Here is an 18,646-nt window from a genome sequence, read left to right as displayed (position 1 = left end):
CGATACCGGAGAGGAACGGGGAATATGAAGCGCAATGAACGACGTGACCGAACCGGTTTCCGCGACGCTTGCCGAACGGGCGAAGCGCGCCCTCGGTAAGCGCAACCTGGTTTTCATCGGCCTGATGGGGGCAGGGAAATCGGCCATCGGCCGGCTGACGGCGCAGGCGCTCGGCATTCCCTTCGTCGATTCCGACCATGAGATCGAGCGGGTGTCGCGCATGACGATCAGCGACCTCTTCGCGGCCTATGGCGAGGAGGAGTTCCGGGCGCTCGAGGCGCGCGTGCTGAAGCGGCTGCTGCGGTCCGGCCCGCGTGTGGTCTCGACCGGCGGCGGCGCCTATATCAACGAACGCTCGCGGCGGCAGATCAAGAGGGGCGGCCTGACCATCTGGCTCAACGCGGAGCTCGATGTGCTCTGGGAGCGGGTCAACAAGCGCGACACCCGGCCGCTGCTGAAGACGGAGAATCCGAAGCAGACGCTCGAGAACCTGATGCGCGCCCGCTACCCGATCTATGCCGAGGCGGACCTCGTGGTCGTCTCGCGCGACGTGAAAAAGGAAACGATGGTCGAGGAAGTCCTTGCCGCCATCGCCGATCATCAGAAAGCCTGAAGCCATGACCAGCCATGTGATGCCCGCCGCCGAACGCAAGGTCCGCGTGAACCTCGGCGACCGTTCCTACGACATCCTCATCGGTCCCGGCCTGATCGCCGCGGCGGGACGCGAGATCGCGTCCCGGCTCAAGGGCCGGAAGATGGCGGTCATCACCGACGAGAACGTCGCGCCGCGCTATCTCGAACCATTGATGGCGAGCCTGGAGCAAAGCGGCATCGATGCGGTTTCCCTCGTCCTGCCGGCGGGCGAGAAGACCAAGAGCTTCGAGCATCTGATCCCGGTCTGCGAGGCGATCCTCGGCGCCAGGATCGAGCGCAACGACGCGGTGATCGCGCTTGGCGGCGGGGTGATCGGCGACCTCACCGGCTTTGCCGCCGGCATCGTGCGCCGCGGTTCCCGCTTCATCCAGGTTCCGACCTCGCTTCTGGCGCAGGTCGATTCCTCCGTCGGCGGCAAGACCGGCATCAATTCGCCGCACGGCAAGAACCTGATCGGCGTCTTCCATCAGCCGGACCTCGTGCTAGCCGATACCGGCGTGCTCGACACGTTGAGCCCGCGCGAGTTCCGCGCCGGCTATGCCGAGGTCGTGAAATACGGGCTGATCGACAAACCCGCCTTCTTCGAATGGCTCGAACGGAACTGGCAGGCGGTCTTCGCCGGCGGTCCGGCTCGGATCGAGGCGATCGCCGTCAGCTGCCAGGCGAAGGCCGATGTCGTTGCCGCCGATGAGCGCGAAAACGGCATGCGGGCGCTCCTCAATCTCGGACATACCTTCGGCCACGCGCTGGAGGCGGCGACCGAATATGACAGCAAGCGCCTGGTGCACGGGGAGGGCGTGGCGATCGGCATGGTGCTGGCGCATGCGTTCTCCGCCCGGATGAACCTCGCGAGCCCGGATGATGCCAAACGGGTCGAGGCGCATCTTCAGGCCGTCGGCCTGCCGACGCGGATGGGAGACATTCCGGGCAGCCTGCCTCCGGCCGAGCGGCTGATGGAGGCGATCGCCCAGGACAAGAAGGTCAAGGGCGGCAAGCTCACCTTCATTCTGACGCGGGGCATCGGCCAGTCCTTCGTGGCGGACGACGTTCCGGCTTCCGAGGTGCTGAGCTTCCTTGAGGAAAAACACCCCCAATGAGCGCCGGCGCGTTATGGGCCTTCGTGGCGGAACACTGGCTATCTCTCGTCTCGGTCGCCTGTCTGCTGTTGCTGTCGGCCTTTTTCTCGGGCGCGGAGGCGGCGCTCACAGCGGCCTCGCGGACGCGCATGCACATGCTCGAAAGCGGCGGCGAGCGGCGCGCGCGCATCGCCAACCGGCTGATCGAGCGGCGTGACCGCCTGGTCGGAACGCTGCTCCTCGGCAATAATCTCGTCAATATTCTCGCGACGTCGCTGGCAACGAGCCTGCTGATCGGTCTCGTCGGCAATTTAGCGGTGGCCATCGCCACCTTCGCCATGACGGTGCTGCTCGTGGTCTTTGCCGAGGTCTTGCCGAAGAGCTGGGCGATTGCCTCTCCCGATCGGTTCGCGGTCGCCGTGGCGCCCCTGGTCAGGCCCTTCGTGGCCGTCGTCGGTCCGGTGTCGGCGCTCATCAATGCGCTCGTCCGGCGCCTGTTGAGCCTCTTCGGCGTGACGCTTTCGGCCGACAGGCCGATGCTGTCGGCGCAGGAGGAACTCAGAGAGGCCGTCGACCTGCTGCACCGGGAGGGCGCGGTCGTCAAGGCGGACCGCGACCGGCTGGGCGGCGTGCTCGACCTCGGGGAGCTCGAGGTTTCCGACATCATGGTCCACCGCACGGCGATGCGGGCGGTCAATGCGGAGGAACCGCCGGAGGTCTGCGTGCGGGAGATCCTGCAGAGCCCGTTCACGCGCCTGCCGCTCTGGCGCGGTTCCGCCGACAACATCATCGGCGTCGTCCATTCCAAGGACCTGTTGAGGGCGCTCGCCGAGCCGGATGTCCAGCCGGAGACGATCGACATCGTCAAGATCGCCCAGAAGCCGTGGTTCGTTCCCGACACCACCAACCTCAAGGACCAGCTCAACGCCTTCCTCCGGCGCAAGCTGCATCTCGCCATCGTCGTCGACGAATACGGCCAGGTCCAGGGGCTCGTCACGCTCGAGGACATTCTGGAGGAGATCGTCGGCGACATCGCCGACGAGCATGATCTCGACATCCAGGGCGTCCGCCAGGAGGCCGACGGCTCGATCGTCGTCGATGGATCGGTGCCGATCCGCGATCTCAATCGCGCGCTCGACTGGTCGCTGCCGGACGAGGAGGCGACGACGGTCGCCGGCCTCGTCATCCACGAGTCGAAGAGCATTCCGGAGGAGCGCCAGGCCTTCACCTTCTACGGCAAGCGCTTCATCGTCATGAAGCGGGTGAAGAACCGGATCACCAAACTGCGCATCCGCGCCGCCGACGACGAGGGGCAGGTGGGTTAAGGCATTTTGCAGTCAGGTGGAATCACCTGACGTCGCACAATGCGGCAAAAACAAACGGACAGGGCGGTGGCGCGAACGCATGTGAGCGCATCCCGCTCGAGCGCAAAGTCTCCGGGCGATTCGCCGCGACGCTCACCAGCGCGTCGGCTCTCCCGGTGCTGCAGGTTCCACCGCAAGCGCATGAAGCCCTGCATCGAGCTCAGGCTTCAGGAGATCGTTGATCATGCGGTGGCGCGCCACGCGGCTCACGCCGGCAAAGGCGCCGGAGACGATGCGGACGCGCATATGCGTTTCGCCGGCGCCGTCGAAGCCGGCCTGGTGGCCGGCATGCAGGTGGCTCTCGTTGATCACCATCAGGCGCTCGGGCTGGAAGGCCTTCCGGAGCTTCTCTTCGATACGGCTTTGCAGCGACATGCTTCCGTCCAATTTCCCTGCGCAGGATCGCTTCGCAATCGAAGGGCCGACGAGGTTCCTCGCGATCTCAAAATGCCCGCACAAAGCCAGCAACATTCCGCTTTGTCAATTCTTGTTGTGACCGCCCGCAATCCCCATAATGTGCGTCATGAAACTCGATTCAAAATACTTCGATCGCATCCGAACGCGCCCGCGGGGGCAGGCGCGGGTGGAGCCGTCTGCGCCGGTATGCCAGTGGGACGGCTGCGAGCAGAAGGGCGTGCATCGGGCACCCGTCGGCCGCAATGCCGAGGGTGAATATTTCCTGTTCTGTTTCGAGCACGTGAAGGAATACAACAAGGGTTACAATTACTTTTCCGGCCTCTCCGACACCGAGATCGCCCGCTACCAGAAGGAAGCGGTGACCGGTCATCGCCCGACCTGGACGGTCGGCGTCAACAAGAATGCCCGCCACGGCCCGACGCCGTCGCAGATGCGCTCCGGCACGGCGGGGGCGCAGGCGCGCATGCGCGATCCCTTCGGCTTCTTCAACGAGGCGCGGGCCCGCTCCAGCCGGCACGAACCGCGCCTGCGCAAGCTGAAGTCGCTCGAGGCCAAGGCCTTTGAAACGCTGGGGCTTGCGGCGTCTGCGACCGCCAGCGACATCAAGGCCGCCTACAAGGACCTCGTCAAGAAACACCATCCCGACGCGAATGGCGGAGACCGGGGATCGGAAGATCGCTTTCGGGCGGTTATTCAAGCCTATCAATTGTTAAAACAGGCTGGCTTCTGCTAACAACGCGGATTATGACAGAAAATACTATTTGCAGGCGAATGCGCGGATGCCGTCCGGCGGCCGCTCTGGAGTGATGATGAGCAAGATCGACCTCGATATTTCCAACCTCCCCGACACGACGATTTCGGTCCGGGAGGTCTTCGGCATTGATACGGATTTGCGCGTGCCCGCCTATTCGAAGGGCGATGCCTATGTGCCCGAAATCGATCCGGACTATCTCTTCGACCGGGAAACGACGCTCGCCATTCTTGCCGGCTTTGCCCACAACCGTCGCGTCATGGTTTCCGGCTACCACGGCACCGGCAAGTCGACGCATATCGAGCAGGTCGCGGCACGGCTCAACTGGCCCTGCGTGCGCGTCAACCTCGACAGCCATGTGAGCCGTATCGACCTCGTCGGCAAGGATGCGATCGTCGTCAAGGACGGGCTGCAGGTCACCGAGTTCAAGGACGGCATCCTGCCCTGGGCCTACCAGCACAACGTCGCGCTCGTCTTCGACGAATATGACGCCGGCCGCCCGGACGTGATGTTCGTGATCCAGCGCGTGCTCGAATCCTCCGGCCGCCTGACGCTGCTCGACCAGAGCCGCGTCATCCGCCCGCACCCGGCCTTCCGGCTCTTCGCGACCGCCAACACCGTCGGTCTCGGCGACACGACCGGGCTCTATCACGGCACGCAGCAGATCAATCAGGCGCAGATGGACCGCTGGTCGATCGTGACCGCGCTCAATTACCTGCCGCATGACAAGGAAGTCGACATCGTCGCGGCCAAGGTCAAGGGATTCGTCGCCGACAAGGGACGCGATACGGTATCGAAGATGGTGCGTGTCGCCGACCTGACGCGCGCAGCCTTCATCAACGGCGACCTCTCGACCGTGATGAGCCCGCGCACGGTCATCACCTGGGCGGAGAACGCCTATATCTTCGGCGACATCGCCTTCGCCTTCCGCGTGACCTTCCTCAACAAGTGCGATGAGCTGGAGCGGGCGCTGGTCGCCGAGCATTACCAGCGTGCCTTCGGCGTCGAGCTCAAGGAGAGCGCCGCCAACATCGTGCTGGAAGCGACGGCTTGAGGCTGCTGCGGCTCCGGCTTCGATGAGAGGCCGGGCTGCCGCCGCTGCTCCTGTGGGCGGGAGATTGTTTTTTCACGCATGTCCCGCTCCAATCCATTAAGATCGATGCGCTCGGATAACGGCCGGCCTGGCTGAAGAAGGAATTGTCGTGAGCTCGAATTCCAAGGCGAAACCGACTACGAGGGAGAACGCCGCCGAACCGTTCAAGCGGGCGCTTTCCGGCTGCATCCGGTCGATCGCCGGCGATGCCGAGCTCGAGGTCGCCTTTGCAAACGAGCGGCCGGGGATGACGGGCGAGCGCATCCGCTTGCCGGAATTCTCCAAGCGCCCGACCCGCCATGAGTTGGCGGTCGCGCGGGGCCTCGGCGATTCCATGGCGCTGCGCAAGGCCTGCCACAATGCCCGCATCCACGCCACCATGTCGCCGCAAGGCGCGGATGCCCGTGCGATCTTCGATGCCGTCGAGCAGGCGCGCGTCGAGGCGATCGGGGCGCTCCGGATGCCGGGCGTCGCCGACAATCTCTCCTCGATGCTGGAGGAGAAATACGCCAAGGCGAATTTCTCGGCGATCGACGCGCAAGGGGATGCGCCGCTCGAGGAGGCGGTGGCGCTGATGGTGCGCGAGAAGCTGACGGGCGACAAGCCGCCGGCGTCGGCCGGCCAGGTGCTCGACCTCTGGCGCGATTTCATCGAGCAGAAGGCCGGGGCCGACATGCGCAACCTGGCGACGACGATCAACGATCAGCAGGCCTTCGCCCGGGTCGTGCGCGACATGCTGGCCTCGATGGATGTCGCCGAGAAATACGGCGAGGACGACATCGAGCCGGACGAGGAGGAGAGCGAGAGCGACGAGGACCAGCCGCGCAGCCAGGAGGAGGACGAGAACGCCGCCGAGGAGGAGGAAGGGACCGACACCGCCCCCGCCGAGGAAAACCAGTCTGCCGAGGAGCAGATGGAAGAAGGCGAGATGGACGGCGCCGAGATTTCCGACGACGACCTCCAGGACGAGGGCGACGAGGACAGCGAGACGCCCGGCGAGGTCAAGCGCCCGAACCACCCCTTCGCGGATTTCAACGAGAAGGTCGACTACACCGTCTATACGCGGGAGTTCGACGAGACGATCACGTCCGAGGAACTTTGCGACGAGGCGGAGCTCGACCGGCTGCGCGCCTTCCTCGACAAGCAACTCGCCCACCTGCAGGGTGCGGTCGGACGCCTCGCCAACCGGCTGCAGCGCCGCCTGATGGCGCAGCAGAACCGGTCCTGGGAGTTCGACCTCGAAGAGGGCTATCTCGACACCGCACGCCTGCAGCGCATCATCATCGATCCGATGCAGCCGCTTTCCTTCAAGCGGGAGAAGGACACGAATTTCCGCGACACGGTCGTCACGCTGCTGATCGACAATTCCGGCTCCATGCGCGGCCGGCCGATCACCGTCGCCGCCACCTGCGCCGACATCCTCGCGCGCACGCTGGAACGCTGCGGCGTCAAGGTCGAGATCCTCGGCTTCACGACCAAGGCGTGGAAGGGCGGGCAATCGCGCGAGAAATGGCTTGCCGGCGGCAAGCCGCAGGCGCCGGGCCGCCTCAACGACCTGCGCCATATCGTCTACAAGTCCGCGGACGCGCCCTGGCGGCGTGCCCGCCGCAATCTCGGACTGATGATGCGCGAGGGGCTGCTCAAGGAGAACATCGACGGCGAGGCGCTGATGTGGGCGCATGACCGCCTGCTGGGCCGGCCGGAGCAACGGCGCATCCTGATGATGATCTCGGACGGCGCGCCGGTCGACGATTCCACCCTCTCGGTGAACCCCGGCAACTACCTGGAGCGCCACCTGCGCGCGGTGATCGAGCAGATCGAGACGCGCTCGCCGGTCGAGCTCCTGGCGATCGGCATCGGTCATGACGTGACGCGCTACTACCGCCGTGCCGTGACGATCGTCGATGCCGACGAGCTGGCGGGGGCGATGACCGAGCAGCTCGCAGCACTCTTCGAAGACGAGAGCCTGCACCGCCGTTCGGGGCGAATGCGTCGCGCCGGCTAGAGCGTTCTGCATGAGGTGGAATCACCTGACGTCGCAAAACGACAGCGCCGCGCGTCTTATCGGACGCGCAAAGGTCGCTGTAGCATTTTGAATTGCTGCATGTCTTCGTCCGCAAATCGAGGTCGCCTCAAGGAGACATGCAGTAGCCTTTGCCGCCCGCTCGCGGGGTAGCGAAGTCGTCCCAGCCACAAATTCCCGATCCTCCGGAAGGTCCTGCCGCCGATGCTCCGCCGAAGCCTAGTCGTTCTCTCCCTGCTGTTGCCGGCGGCGGTCGCCGTGGCGGAGCCACTGAGCGAGATCGTTCCGGTGAGGAGCCGGCAGATCCAGCAATTCCAGGTCGGCTCCGACGAGCGGGTCTTCGGTGCGCTCGAATTCATCGGCGGCATCGAAATGACCTCGGCCAACCCGCTGTTCGGCGCGCTGTCGGCGATTCGTTTCCGTCCGGACGGCGATTCCTTCGTCGCCGTGATGGATACCGGCCATTGGGTCGAGGGCGCGATCATCAGGGACGATGCGGGCGGACTCGAGGGATTGACCGATCTGACGGTGACGTCGATGACCAACGGCAACGGCGCCGCGCAGCTCGAGAAACCAAGGGTCGACGCCGAAGGCCTGGCCCTGCGCAAGGGGCAGGCGATCGTCAGCTTCGAGCAATTGGCGCGCATCGAAATCTATCCCGACCCCGGTTTCACCCATGCGAGGCCCATCGGCCAGCTGGCTCTTACGTTTCCGGTCGAGGAGCTGCGCCGCAATGGCGGCCTGGAGACGATCGCGATCGCGCCGGCGGATGGACCGCTGGCCGGCGCCGCGGTCGTCGTGTCGGAACGCAGCGTCGACCCGGAGGACAATCTGCTGGCGGCGATCCTGGAGGGGCCCATGAAGGGGACCTTCGCGGTGGTGCGTGAGGACCCCTATTCGGTCACCGACGGCGCCTTCCTGCCCGACGGCGACCTGCTTCTCCTCGAACGGCGGTTCAATCTCGCCTCCGGCCTCGGCATGCGCATTCGCCGCGTCAAGGCCGCCGACATCCGTCCGGGCGCGGTCGCCCACGGGGCCGTCATTCTCGAAGCCGACATGAATTACCAGATCGACAATATGGAAGCGCTCGACGTCGTCGTGCGGCCCGATGGCGAGATCCGGGTGATCGTCGTCTCCGATGACAACCACTCGATCCTCGAGCGCAATCTGATGCTCGAATTCCGTCTCAGCAAATAGAAACAGGGCCGCTGCTGCATGTTTCCTGAAACATGCAGCGCTTCAAAGTGCTACGGCGACCATTGCGCGTCGATACGACGCGCGGCGCCGTAGGCTCGATGATGCTCATCGTCCGTTCAGGCCGTTGCCTTGGCGGCGGGCATCGGCTTGATCACGCTCATCAGGGCTCCGTAGGGGAGCAGCAGGACGATGCCGCAAAGGATCTTCACCAGAAGGTCGCCGAGCGCCCAGGAGACCCAGCGCGGCGCATCGAGCGAAAGCAGGCCGAGGAGGGAAGCCGTCTCCAGCGCAAAGCCGTCGTTCGGGCCGAGGAAGACGAAGAACGGGGCGAAGGCGAAGGAGAAGAACATCGCCGTGTCCAGGCCCGACCCAATGAGCGAGCCGGCGAGCGGCGCGCGCCACCAGCTCTGACGCCGCAGCCGGTTGAAGACGGCGATGTCGAGAAGCTGGCCGAACAGGAAGGCCGAACCGGAAGCGATCGCGATCCGCGGCGTGGCGAGATACATCGACAGGGTCACGCCGGCGACGAAGCCGGCGACCACGACGCGGCGGGCGATTCGCGGCCCAAAATGGCGATTGGTCAGATCCGTGACGAGGAAGGCGAAGGGATAGCTGAAGGCGCCCCAGGTCCAGAGGTCGCCGAGCTGCATGCCGGCGATCGACCCCGGAAGCGGATATTGCACGAGGAAATTCGAGGCGACGACCACGAAGGTCATCAGCGAGACATAGACAAGGAAAGATCGGTTGATCAGCATTTTTTTATCCTGGGTGATGCCACCAGTGAAATGAAGGCTGCGACGAACGCAGCCGGCGGATGAATGCAGGCGACACGAGAAAAAGGCTTGCCGGACGAACCCGCAAGCCTTCTCAAGCTCTTGTCAGAGGTGCTGGCGCCGATCAGGCGGCCTCGGCAACCTTCTTGACGATCTGGCGGCGCAGCAGGCGGGCGCGCATGCTGAGCTCGTTCTCGTCGGCCTTCAGCAGGAAGGCGTCGAGGCCGCCGCGGTGCTCGACCGAGCGGAGAGCGGCAGCGGAAACACGCAGGCGGAAGCGCTGGCCGAGCGCATCGGAGATCAGCGTGACGTTGCACAGGTTCGGCAGGAACTTGCGCTTGGTCTTGTTGTTGGCGTGGCTGACATTGTGGCCCGACTGGACGCCCTTGCCGGTCAATTCGCAACTACGGGACATGGTACACCTATTCTCTATTATCGCCGCCGGACAATGCGGTAGCGGGCCCAGAGCCCAGGCCGCGTTCCTGTTGGCCATTATTGGAAAGTCGCGGTTCTATAGTCAGTGACGGCGCGCCAGTCAAGCCAAACCTGCGCGTTCGCCAAAAACCAGCGCCTTTCCGCGTGCCGAAGGGTAAAATACCATTGCTTTTCGGAGGCACAAGCCCGTTCCAAGCCGGCTGCCGATGCGCTAAATCTTCCTGGCGTCGAGGCAGGGGGATTTTGCCGCGATCGGCCTAGAAAAGCCGCAAACCGCATGCATTTCAAGGGATTGCGACAGCAACAAGGACGGGGCATTCGGGCATGAAGTTGCGCATGGGTCTTCGCGCGCCGGCACTCCTGGCCGCAATGGTGTTTTCCACAGCGTCGCTCGCCGCGGAGATCGAGCACCAGACGGATTACAGCATCGCCCTTGCCGGCCTGCCGCTGGCGCGGGCAAGCTTCCACACCGAGGTCGAGAGGAATCGCTACACGATTTCGGGCACGCTGAATTCGGCCGGGCTGATGGACATCATCAGCCGCACCACGGGCCAGACCCGCGTGTCCGGCGTGATCGGCCGCGACCGGCTCAGGGCCACCGAATATTCGCTGTCCTATCGCAGCGGCAGGAAGGCGCGCGCGATCAATGTCAGCTTCCGCAACGGCAACGTCGTGCGTTCGAGCATGGTGCCGAAGCGAACCCCGCTGCCGAAGAACTGGGTGCCGGTGACGAGCCGCGACATGCGCAATGTGCTCGACCCGCTCTCAGGGCTGATCATCCCTGCCAATGCCCGGGTCTGCCCCAATACCCTGCCGATCTTCGACGGCGAATCGCGGCTTGACATCAGGCTGACGCCCAAGGGGACGCGAAATTTCCGGACCAGGGGGTTCGAGGGCGAAGTGATCGTCTGCGGCATCCGCTTCGTACCGAAGGCCGGGTACAGGAAGGGGCGCGAGGACGTCGAATACCTCAGGCGCCTGGAGACGATGGAAATCTGGTACGCCAAGGCGAACGGCATGGACGTCTACGCCCCGGTCTATGCGCGCATTCCGACGAAGATCGGTCCGGTCACCGTTTCGGCAACACGATTCGGCGGTTGACGGCGGCGCCGCACAGCCGGCGGGCAGGGGGCCGCTCAATCGCTGAGCCCGCCGGTGGCGTCACTTCTCGGCCGGCGTCACGCGCGAGGGCTCGGCCCTCAGTCCGTTCGTCGAACGCGCGCCTACCGCGTCGCGGAGCGATGCGACGGAGTACTTGCCGTATTCGAGTAGGATGGCCTTCAGCACGCGCGGATTGCGCAGCCAGTTGGTGGTCTTGAGGTCGGAATTGACGACGGGATAGGCGATGAACTCCGCCTCGGGCCTGGCGCGGCGCAGTTCGAGCAGGCTGCGCGGCATGTGATAGTTGTTGGTGACGACGAGGATCGTGCGGTAGCCGCGGTCGTGAATCCATTGCGACGCCTCGGTCGCATTGCCGATCGTGTCGATCGCTTCGTGGCCGATGTCGACGCAGCATTTGAAGAGGTCGGCCGAGCTCTGGGTGTTGCGGCGGATCTGGCTTCCCGTCGTCGACGGGTGAACGCCGGAGATCAGCAGCCGCTTGCCGGCTCCGGCCTTCAGCAGGTCGACCGCCTGGTCGATCCGCTGGAACCCGCCCGTGAGCACGACGATCGCGTCGGCCTTTGGCGAGGGCGGCGGCCGCAGCGAGGCGACGGTATCGGCGAATTGCAGGAAGCCGGCGATGAAGACGGCGAGAAACGCAAGCAGGACGAAAAAGCCGCGACGCAGTATTTTGCGCATGAGGCTGCGGGACCGCCGGCGGCGCGCGGCCCGCTCCAGCCATTTGCCCCTTTCGACCATCCCGCTCTCGCGCAGCTCCATCATGATTCTCTTCACATAGCCGCAGATTACGGCAGGGAATAGATCGATTGCGAGCGATTCATGACCTGAAGCGCGTCGCGGCCAAATGTCTTCGTGCGGGGGCGCTTCAGAGCGACATGCATCAGCCCTGATAGGTATCCGTGCGGCCCGGATCCGATCTTATCAGGTCGATCTCGTAGATCGTGCGCATGACCGTGAGGCGCGCCGTCAGCGTCGTCAGCAGTGCGATGACGATGATGATCGCGAAAATGCCGAGATAGCCGGTGTATCCGATGGCGAAGGTGCCGAACAGGGCGGTCGCCTGGTCGGTCTCCGGCGTCGCAAGCGTCTGCGACTGCCAGAAGCTGGCGATCGCGAAGCACAGCGCCGCAAGCAGGCCGCCGGCGCCGGCGCCCTTGAGACTGATCCGGAGGAAATGCTTCTGGAATTCGGAGGCGACGAAGCCCGCCTCGGCGCCGACGAAGTGGAGGACTTCGACGATATGGCGATTGCCCGAGAGAGCCCCCCGGGTGGCGAAGACGACCGTCAGCACCATGGCGGAGAAGACCAGCACCAGGACGCCGGTGCCGATCATGGTGGTGGTGCTCGCCATCGCCACGAGCCGATCCACCCAGGTGCGGTGGTCGTCGAGGAAGGCCTGCGGGATGATCTCCGTCAGCGCCTTGCGCATCGCCACGAAATCGGGCGGATTGTTCTCGTCGATGGTGATGACGACGAGCCGCGGCACGGGAAGCTCGTCAAGGTCCAAGCCGCCGCCGAGCCAGGGCTCCAGCAGGCGCGCCGTCGCGGCGAGGTCGATGATGGTGCCGCCCGTCGTGCCGCTGAAGGTCAGCGCCCGGTCGCGCGCATCGGCGAGCGCCTTCTCCATGTCGAGGTTGTCGTCGGGCTTGATCTGGATGGTGATCTCCCGCGAGATCTGCGATTGCCAGCTTTGCGCCGTCGCCCGCACCATGCTGACGCCGCCGAGCGTCAGGCAGGCGAGGAAGGACATGATGGCGATGACGCACATCAGCGCATGGCCGGAGACGTTGGCCGAGGGCACGATCGGACCGGTGGGGCGGACGCGCATCTCGGCGCGGCGCTGCGGCGGCGGATCGGGTTCGCGGCGGAGGGCGCGGGTCTCATTCATAGATGTCGAGCCGCCCCTGTGACAGGATCATCCGACGCGCTTCCACCTGGTCCATCAGCGACAGGTCGTGCGTGGCGATGACCACGGCCGTTCCCAGCCGGTTCAGTTCCAGGAAGAGATTGAGCAGCCGGCGCGCCATGGGCGGGTCGACGTTGCCCGTCGGCTCGTCGGCAAGCAGGATCTCCGGCCGGTCGATCAGCGCCCGGGCGATCGCGGCACGCTGTTTCTCCCCGCCGGACAGCACCGGCGGCAGCACGTTGATGCGCTCGCCGAGCCCGACCCATTTGAGAAGCTCGAGCACGTCGGAGCGGTAGCTCGCCTCCTCCTTGCCGCGCACGCGCAGCGGCAGCGCGACGTTTTCGTAAGTCGTCAGGTGGTCGAGCAGGCGGAAGTCCTGGAAGACGATGCCGACGCGGCGGCGCAGCATCGGGAATTCCTCGCGCGGGATCGAGGAGATGTTGCGGTCGAACATGCGGATCAGGCCGCGGGTCGGCTTGAGCGACAGGAAGAGGAGCCTCAGCAGCGTCGTCTTGCCGGCGCCCGAAGGGCCGGTCAGGAACTGGAACGACCGCCGCGGAATGTCGAAGGTCAGGTCCCGGAGGATTTCCGGTCCCATGCCATAGCGCAATCCGACGTTCTCAAAATGAATCAATGGGACAGCCCAGTCTCTCTTCACGACCTCGACATCCGCCGCCGGCATAGACCAGCGCGCCAGCCGAGGCAAAACCGCGCGGCACTCTGGTTAAGCCAGCGTTAATTTTCCATGAAAAGGCGCCGCTTTCACGGCCCTCTTTGCGAAAGATTAACCATTTCCGTTTACGTGTCGTCAGGATTTGATGCAATGCCCTCAATCTCGCTCCCCGGGTCGGGCATTGCGCGAACGCAAAAAGCCATGGGCACTTCGCCGTCCGCAAGACGCGACGCCCGTGACGGGAGAACGCCCATGCAGGCATTTCGCGCAAAGACCGCGGGCATCGATCTCATTCCGCCGGAGCGTGCCCCGCGTTCGGGCACCGCCGCGCCGCGGCGTCTCGATTATGTCGACGTCGAGTTCGAGACGATCGCGGCCGCCGGCCGGCGCGGCCCCTATCCGGTCTTCAACGACAATCGCCGACCCGCCGGAAGGATACGCGTGCGTCCCGGAAGCCTTGACCGTGAGAGCGCGGCAGGGCGGGTCGTGACCATGGTCGAGGCGCGGCTGCGCGCCATGCCGTCGCGACGCTTTGCCGGCCTCGCGACCGGCCTTGGGCTCGCCGCCTTCCTGCTGATCGCCGGCTTCAGCGGCCAGGGCCAGGCCGACATGCCTCCGCTCGCGATCGACGGCATCACCACGTCGCTCGACTATTCCGGCGGCATGCGGGTGCTTGCCGTCTATGGCACGATCGACAACCGGTCCGGGCGCGAGCAGCGCCTGCCGCCGATCATGGTCGACGTGGCGAGCAACGGACGCAGCGTAACGACGACGCGTCTGACGGTCGAAGGCGCACCGATCGCCCCCGGCGAGAGCCGCGGGTTCGTGACCCGGCTTCCCTATGGCGGCGGAAAAATGCCGGAGGTGACGGTTTCCTTTGCGGAAAACAGTGTTTCCGATCGCTGATTGTGCTAATCCGCGCCTGAGATCACGACGACGTCTGCTCGAACGGACCCCGTGATCCCAAAAGGGAAGGCTGGTTCTTCCTGACGAAACGGAGAAACCCGCATGCCCGTCGTTCGCGGTAAGAATATCGAAGTCCTTTACAGTCCCGAAGTGATCGCCGCCCGCAACCGGGAAATGGCGGACGAAATCGTTCGCGGCCCGCACAAGGATCTGCTGGTCATCTCCATCCTCAAGGGCTCCTTCATCTTCGCCGCCGACCTCATTCGCGCCATGCACGCGGCGGGCCTCGCACCGGAGGTCGAATTTATCACGCTTTCGAGCTACGGCACCGGAACCGAATCCAAGGGCGTCAGGATCACCAAGGATATTGACAGCGACGTGCATGGCCGCGACGTGCTGCTGATCGACGATATCCTCGAATCCGGCCGGACGCTGCGCTTCGCCAAGGATCTGCTTCTGGAACGCGGAGCGCGCAACGTCACGATCGCCGTGTTGCTCGACAAGCGGGAGAAGCGTCGCGTCGATCTGGAAGCGGACTATGTAGGCTTCGAATGCCCGGACCATTTCGTCGTCGGCTACGGCATGGATGTCGCCTATGCCTTCCGCGAATTGCCGTTCGTCGGGGTGGTGACGGGCGACGCGCAATAAGCCGCTGGCGGCGTGACTTTCCTTAAACCGGGATCGGTTCAAGGAGGCATGCAGTAGCGCCTTTTACGGGCGTTGCCTGTGGAAATACAACCCGTTCGTTAAAATACGTCTCATCGCGTTTACCGAAAGCAAACACAAAGCTGTTTGTTTGAGGGAGTATCGCGACCGCGATGGAGCGGAGCCCGGTACGCAGATGCAATGGAGCGTGCCTGGCATCCGACGGACGCCGGCGCTCCCCGAGATGAAGACGGGAGGCCATGATGGCGAGAATCCTGATTACCGAGGATGAGGATGCCCTGCGCTCATTTGTGGCGCGGGCGTTGCAACTCGACGGACATGAAACGGTGGAGGCCGGGGATGGAGCCGACGGGCTCGCCCGTCTTCGCGACCAGCGGTTCGATCTGCTTTTGTCCGACATTCGCATGCCGGTCATGGACGGCATCGAGCTCGCGCACGAGGCGTCCGCCGCTTTCCCGGCGCTGAAGATCCTGCTGATGACCGGCTATGCCGAGCAGCGCGAGCGCACCGACGACCTGACCGGCAAGGTCATCGACGTGATCTCCAAGCCGTTTTCCCTGCCTGACATCCGCAAGGCCGTTGCCCTGGCGCTCGCCGCCTGACAGCCACCGCGCACCAACCATTACGGGGAACGTAGGGTAATCCTCGAGTTAAACCCGAGGACTACCCCCTCTCTCCGCTCTGACGTGGAGAGGGGACTGCGACATCGCCGCAAAGTCCCTTCGCCCCGCCTGCGGGGAGAAGGTGCCGGCAGGCGGATGAGGGGCCGCCGCCGCCGCAACATCCGAACCCCGGCCCGTCATCGCGACAGCCCCGAGACCATCTCTCCCCGACGCCATCAGCGCAGGTCGAGCAGCCGTTCGAGATATTGCCGTTCCGCTTCCGGCGAGAGGTTGTCGCCGAGCTTGCGGCGGATCTGTTCGAGAATCTGGCGGGCGCGCTGGGTGTCGATCTCGTCGGGTACCTCCACCTGGTCGCCGAAGTCGGGGCCGATGTTCTGCTGGCGGCGGCCGAGCGGGTCACGCCCGTTCTGGCCGTATTGCGGGATGCCTTGCCCGGGGCCTTGTCCCTGTCCCTGGGCCTGCATCTGGTTCATCATCTCCTGCGCGCCTTCGCGCAGTGCCTGCAGCGCCCGGCCCTGGCTGCCGAGGGCCTGTTCGCCCTGGCCTTTGCCGAGCTGCTCCGCCGCGCTTCCCATTTCGCGCTGTGCCTGGCCGAAGCCCTTGCCGGGCTTCACGCCGAGATTCTCAAGCCCCTTCTGCAGGTCGCCGAGCTGCTTGCCAAGCGACTCCTGTTGCTGGCGCAATTGCTTGAGTGCTTCCTTCAATTGTTCGGCCGTCATATTGTCGAGGGGGCTCGGCTCGCCGTTGGGTTCGCCCTGTTGGCCGGGATCCTGGGGCATGTCCTGGCCGAAGAGTTCGTCGTCCTCGCCCTCGAGCGGGTCGCCGCGCTGCATCCGGTCGCGCAGCGCCTGGTCCAGCTTGAAGGTTTCGTCCATCAGCTGCTGTTGCTGCTGCATCAACTGCCCGAGCTTGTCCATCTGCTGGCGCATGGCGTTGTTCTGCTGGCCCATCTGCTGCATGCGGCCGGCCTGCAGATTGTTCATCATCCGCTGCAGCTCGGACAACAATTGCCGCGCCTGATCGCGGGCGCCCGAGCGCGCCAGGTTCTCGATCTGGTCCAGCATCCTTTCCAGGTCCTGCTGGCGCAGAACGTTGTTCAGATCGGGATTGGCCGCCATCGGCGGATTTTTCTGAGCCTGCCTGGCGAGCTCCTGCATGAATTCCTGCATCGCCTGGCGCAGTTCCTGCATCAGCTTCGCGATTTCCTCATCCGAGGCATTGCGCTCGAGCGCGTCGGAGAGGGCCTGCTGCGCATCGCGCAGCCGGCGTTCGGCGAGCGACAGGTCGCCGTCCTCGATGCCGAGCGCGATCTCCCAGAGATAATCGGCGGCGTCGCGCAGCATGTCGTCGTTGCGGGCGAGCTGCATGCGCGTGCGGGCCGACTTGATCAGGAGGAAATGGGTGAGATTCGCGATCGTCTCCTCGGGATAGAGCGTCAGCGCGTCGTTGAGGTCGATCGCGCGCGGCAGGTCGTTGGTGTTGAGGGCGAAGACCTGCCTTTGCTCGGCGATGGCGGCGGCAAGCGGCTCGAAGAACGGCCGCGCCGGCAGGACGATATCCTGCGGCACGCTCCGCCCTTCCTGGCCGGCAGCATCGCGCGCAACCAGCGTGATGCGCACCCGCTTGCCGGAAAGCGGATGTTCGCTCAAGTTCCGGCTCGTGGTGGCCTTGGCTTCGCGGGCGTTGCGGCGTGGGAGATCGAGACGGTATTCGGGCGGCGCATAGAGCGGCCGGGCGTTGGCGGCCGGCTCCTCGAGCGGCTTGATCTCGGCCCAGGCCTGGGCGATGCCGTAATCGTCATGGGCGAGGTAGGTGATCTCCAGCGAGGCGTTGGCCGTCGGACGCGGTGCGCCCTCGAAGGCGATATCGGGCACGCTGTCCGGCGTGACCTTGAAGCTCCAGTTCTGCCCGCCGACGGAAAGCGTTCCGTCCTTGGTGATCTTGTAGAGGTGGTTGTGCACGGCATTGGCCGGCGCGTCCGTCGTCCCCGCCTGCGGCGCCAATCCCGCCTTGGCCTTCGATGCCGGGATGATCGTCGGCTCCGCGCCGCCGGCCTCGCTGTAGCTGACCTTTTCGTCCGCTGCGGCGCCGGTTATCCGTACGGTGAGATCGCTGAACTGCGGTATCGTGATCGCGGCCCCCGGTTCCTGCGCCGACGCCGTTTCCTGCCGGCCGGTCAGGAAGACCGGTGCGCGGCCGGTGTAGGCGGGGGGCGTCACCCAGGCGTCGATGCGGATATCCGCCGCCTGGGTCTCTTGCTCGGGCAGGCGGAAGGCATCGGTTATCAGCCCGGCGCGGTTCGAATAGGAATAGGCGAAGGCAATGCAGGCGATGAGGACCGGAACCGCCCTCAGCGCGAAGCGGTCGTAGCGGGCGATGTCCGGGCGCGGCAGGCCGGTGTCCAGGCCGCGGACCATCCGCGCCATGCGGGACTGATGCTCGCGCCAGAGTGCGGCGCCGAAGGCGCTTTCGGTCGCGGGCACATCGTCCTGGACGCGGATCGCCTGGTGGGGCAGGCGGTTGCGCTCCTCGAGCATGCGGTCGGCGTCGGCCGTCTCCGGCCAGCGGATGCGGGTCAGCGGCAACAGCGAGAAGAACAGCCCGGCGACGAAGGCGAGAAGAACGGCGGCATGAAGCCAGAACGGCGCGACGGGGAAAAAGCCGAGCCAGCCTGCGGAGAGGAAGAGCAGCACGAGCGACCCGGGAAGCAGCGTCCGCGGCAGCACCTCTTCGCCGAGGAGGACCAGGCGCGCAAAAAACCGTTTCGTCGCCAGCATTCTCGCAAACGACTGCGGCCTTGGCTTATCGTCCTGCCCGATCTGCGTCATCCGCCCAAATTTCCCTTCGGTCATGACGATCGCGAGATCACGCTGCCGTCAGCGTCAGGATAGCCATCCTTTGTGGCGAAGGCGAGGGTGACAACAAAACGTGATCGTCCGGCACGTCGCGGCTGCCGCAGAGTCCTGC

18 protein-coding genes are annotated in these 18,646 nt (G+C 65.1%); 11 read left to right on the top strand and 7 right to left on the bottom strand.

What is annotated here, in order from left to right; all coding sequences use genetic code 11:
* Nucleotides 1-34: 34 nt before the first annotated feature.
* From ATB98_RS18410 to ATB98_RS18400, 3 genes are read left to right on the top strand one after another with little or no spacing between them, the layout of a single operon-like run.
* Nucleotides 35-613: a shikimate kinase gene (locus ATB98_RS18410; RefSeq protein WP_066876042.1), complete on the top strand. Its 579-nt coding sequence runs from the start codon at nucleotides 35-37 to the stop codon at nucleotides 611-613.
* Nucleotides 614-617: 4 nt separating this feature from the next.
* Nucleotides 618-1,751, top strand: a complete 1,134-nt coding sequence (gene aroB / locus ATB98_RS18405; RefSeq protein WP_066876040.1) for a 3-dehydroquinate synthase — start codon at nucleotides 618-620, stop codon at nucleotides 1,749-1,751.
* Nucleotides 1,748-3,055, top strand: coding sequence for an HlyC/CorC family transporter (locus tag ATB98_RS18400; RefSeq protein WP_066876038.1), 1,308 nt, complete (start codon nucleotides 1,748-1,750; stop codon nucleotides 3,053-3,055). Before aroB ends, ATB98_RS18400 begins: the two co-directional genes overlap by 4 nt.
* A 132-nt stretch (nucleotides 3,056-3,187) precedes the next feature.
* On the opposite strand, the gene ATB98_RS18395 is transcribed toward ATB98_RS18400, so the two are convergent.
* Nucleotides 3,188-3,469 (bottom strand): BolA family protein, encoded by a 282-nt coding sequence (locus ATB98_RS18395; RefSeq protein ID WP_066876036.1) that lies wholly within the window; start codon nucleotides 3,467-3,469, stop codon nucleotides 3,188-3,190.
* Between the two features lie 139 nt (nucleotides 3,470-3,608).
* Between ATB98_RS18395 and ATB98_RS18390 the strand changes: the two genes are divergently transcribed.
* The 4 genes from ATB98_RS18390 (at nucleotide 3,609) to ATB98_RS18375 (ending at nucleotide 8,575) form a co-directional block, all read left to right on the top strand.
* On the top strand, nucleotides 3,609-4,244 hold the full coding sequence (locus ATB98_RS18390; RefSeq protein ID WP_066876035.1) for a J domain-containing protein: 636 nt from the start codon (nucleotides 3,609-3,611) through the stop codon (nucleotides 4,242-4,244).
* Between the two features lie 76 nt (nucleotides 4,245-4,320).
* Nucleotides 4,321-5,316, top strand: coding sequence for a cobaltochelatase subunit CobS (gene cobS, locus ATB98_RS18385; RefSeq protein ID WP_066876034.1), 996 nt, complete (start codon nucleotides 4,321-4,323; stop codon nucleotides 5,314-5,316).
* 148 nt (nucleotides 5,317-5,464) lie between these two features.
* Nucleotides 5,465-7,360, top strand: coding sequence for a cobaltochelatase subunit CobT (cobT, locus tag ATB98_RS18380; RefSeq protein WP_066876032.1), 1,896 nt, complete (start codon nucleotides 5,465-5,467; stop codon nucleotides 7,358-7,360).
* Between the two features lie 222 nt (nucleotides 7,361-7,582).
* Nucleotides 7,583-8,575 carry an esterase-like activity of phytase family protein gene (locus ATB98_RS18375; RefSeq protein WP_066876030.1) on the top strand — a complete coding sequence of 331 codons (993 nt, stop codon included), beginning with the start codon at nucleotides 7,583-7,585 and terminating at the stop codon, nucleotides 8,573-8,575.
* A gap of 116 nt (nucleotides 8,576-8,691) precedes the next feature.
* On the opposite strand, the gene ATB98_RS18370 is transcribed toward ATB98_RS18375, so the two are convergent.
* Both ATB98_RS18370 and rpmB read right to left on the bottom strand, forming a co-directional pair.
* Entirely contained in the window at nucleotides 8,692-9,330 is a 639-nt protein-coding gene (locus ATB98_RS18370) for a VUT family protein (protein ID WP_066876028.1), read from the bottom strand.
* A 142-nt stretch (nucleotides 9,331-9,472) separates the two neighbouring features.
* Nucleotides 9,473-9,763: a 50S ribosomal protein L28 gene (gene rpmB, locus ATB98_RS18365; RefSeq protein WP_026616330.1), complete on the bottom strand. Its 291-nt coding sequence runs from the start codon at nucleotides 9,761-9,763 to the stop codon at nucleotides 9,473-9,475.
* Between the two features lie 344 nt (nucleotides 9,764-10,107).
* Here rpmB and ATB98_RS18360 point away from each other — a divergent pair, with 344 nt between their 5' ends.
* On the top strand, nucleotides 10,108-10,884 hold the full coding sequence (locus ATB98_RS18360) for a DUF3108 domain-containing protein (RefSeq protein WP_066876026.1): 777 nt from the start codon (nucleotides 10,108-10,110) through the stop codon (nucleotides 10,882-10,884).
* 60 nt (nucleotides 10,885-10,944) lie between these two features.
* Here ATB98_RS18360 and ATB98_RS18355 read toward each other — a convergent pair whose 3' ends face one another.
* The 3 genes from ATB98_RS18355 to ftsE form a co-directional block, all read right to left on the bottom strand.
* On the bottom strand, nucleotides 10,945-11,643 hold the full coding sequence (locus ATB98_RS18355; protein WP_066876095.1) for a YdcF family protein: 699 nt from the start codon (nucleotides 11,641-11,643) through the stop codon (nucleotides 10,945-10,947).
* A gap of 142 nt (nucleotides 11,644-11,785) precedes the next feature.
* The gene (locus ATB98_RS18350) at nucleotides 11,786-12,793 is read right to left on the bottom strand and encodes a cell division protein FtsX (protein WP_066876025.1); all 1,008 of its coding nucleotides are present in this window, start codon (nucleotides 12,791-12,793) and stop codon (nucleotides 11,786-11,788) included.
* A complete protein-coding gene (ftsE, locus tag ATB98_RS18345; RefSeq protein ID WP_234710661.1) occupies nucleotides 12,786-13,409 on the bottom strand; it encodes a cell division ATP-binding protein FtsE in 624 nt (207 codons plus the stop codon). The genes ATB98_RS18350 and ftsE overlap by 8 nt, the downstream gene beginning before the upstream one ends.
* A 327-nt stretch (nucleotides 13,410-13,736) precedes the next feature.
* Here ftsE and ATB98_RS18340 point away from each other — a divergent pair, with 327 nt between their 5' ends.
* From ATB98_RS18340 to ATB98_RS18330, 3 genes are all read left to right on the top strand, one after another.
* Nucleotides 13,737-14,390 (top strand): hypothetical protein, encoded by a 654-nt coding sequence (locus ATB98_RS18340; RefSeq protein WP_066876023.1) that lies wholly within the window; start codon nucleotides 13,737-13,739, stop codon nucleotides 14,388-14,390.
* 102 nt (nucleotides 14,391-14,492) lie between these two features.
* Nucleotides 14,493-15,038: a hypoxanthine phosphoribosyltransferase gene (gene hpt / locus ATB98_RS18335; protein WP_066876021.1), complete on the top strand. Its 546-nt coding sequence runs from the start codon at nucleotides 14,493-14,495 to the stop codon at nucleotides 15,036-15,038.
* A gap of 260 nt (nucleotides 15,039-15,298) precedes the next feature.
* Nucleotides 15,299-15,658: a response regulator gene (locus ATB98_RS18330; RefSeq protein ID WP_066876091.1), complete on the top strand. Its 360-nt coding sequence runs from the start codon at nucleotides 15,299-15,301 to the stop codon at nucleotides 15,656-15,658.
* Between the two features lie 236 nt (nucleotides 15,659-15,894).
* On the opposite strand, the gene ATB98_RS18325 is transcribed toward ATB98_RS18330, so the two are convergent.
* Nucleotides 15,895-18,507: a TIGR02302 family protein gene (locus tag ATB98_RS18325; protein WP_066876019.1), complete on the bottom strand. Its 2,613-nt coding sequence runs from the start codon at nucleotides 18,505-18,507 to the stop codon at nucleotides 15,895-15,897.
* Nucleotides 18,508-18,646 lie beyond the last annotated feature (139 nt).

The sequence above is a fragment of the Sinorhizobium saheli genome (assembly GCF_001651875.1).
GTDB lineage: Bacteria > Pseudomonadota > Alphaproteobacteria > Rhizobiales > Rhizobiaceae > Sinorhizobium > Sinorhizobium saheli.
Note: the sequence above shows the minus strand (reverse complement) of the source record. Positions and strands in the feature narration are given on the sequence as shown.

Excerpts from the sequence above, each read along its gene's own strand:
- ATB98_RS18360 (WP_066876026.1), top strand. The coding sequence starts at position 10,108 with ATGAAGTTGCGCATGGGTCTTCGCGCGCCGGCACTCCTGGCCGCAATG.
- ATB98_RS18400 (WP_066876038.1), top strand. The coding sequence starts at position 1,748 with ATGAGCGCCGGCGCGTTATGGGCCTTCGTGGCGGAACACTGGCTATCT.
- ATB98_RS18375 (WP_066876030.1), top strand. The coding sequence starts at position 7,583 with ATGCTCCGCCGAAGCCTAGTCGTTCTCTCCCTGCTGTTGCCGGCGGCG.
- rpmB (WP_026616330.1), bottom strand. The coding sequence starts at position 9,763 with ATGTCCCGTAGTTGCGAATTGACCGGCAAGGGCGTCCAGTCGGGCCAC.
- ATB98_RS18340 (WP_066876023.1), top strand. The coding sequence starts at position 13,737 with ATGCAGGCATTTCGCGCAAAGACCGCGGGCATCGATCTCATTCCGCCG.
- cobS (WP_066876034.1), top strand. The coding sequence starts at position 4,321 with ATGAGCAAGATCGACCTCGATATTTCCAACCTCCCCGACACGACGATT.
- ATB98_RS18325 (WP_066876019.1), bottom strand. The coding sequence starts at position 18,507 with ATGACGCAGATCGGGCAGGACGATAAGCCAAGGCCGCAGTCGTTTGCG.
- ATB98_RS18350 (WP_066876025.1), bottom strand. The coding sequence starts at position 12,793 with ATGAATGAGACCCGCGCCCTCCGCCGCGAACCCGATCCGCCGCCGCAG.
- ATB98_RS18355 (WP_066876095.1), bottom strand. The coding sequence starts at position 11,643 with ATGGTCGAAAGGGGCAAATGGCTGGAGCGGGCCGCGCGCCGCCGGCGG.
- ATB98_RS18370 (WP_066876028.1), bottom strand. The coding sequence starts at position 9,330 with ATGCTGATCAACCGATCTTTCCTTGTCTATGTCTCGCTGATGACCTTC.
- ftsE (WP_234710661.1), bottom strand. The coding sequence starts at position 13,409 with ATGGGACCGGAAATCCTCCGGGACCTGACCTTCGACATTCCGCGGCGG.
- ATB98_RS18395 (WP_066876036.1), bottom strand. The coding sequence starts at position 3,469 with ATGTCGCTGCAAAGCCGTATCGAAGAGAAGCTCCGGAAGGCCTTCCAG.
- ATB98_RS18390 (WP_066876035.1), top strand. The coding sequence starts at position 3,609 with ATGTGCGTCATGAAACTCGATTCAAAATACTTCGATCGCATCCGAACG.
- ATB98_RS18410 (WP_066876042.1), top strand. The coding sequence starts at position 35 with ATGAACGACGTGACCGAACCGGTTTCCGCGACGCTTGCCGAACGGGCG.
- hpt (WP_066876021.1), top strand. The coding sequence starts at position 14,493 with ATGCCCGTCGTTCGCGGTAAGAATATCGAAGTCCTTTACAGTCCCGAA.
- aroB (WP_066876040.1), top strand. The coding sequence starts at position 618 with ATGACCAGCCATGTGATGCCCGCCGCCGAACGCAAGGTCCGCGTGAAC.
- ATB98_RS18330 (WP_066876091.1), top strand. The coding sequence starts at position 15,299 with ATGGCGAGAATCCTGATTACCGAGGATGAGGATGCCCTGCGCTCATTT.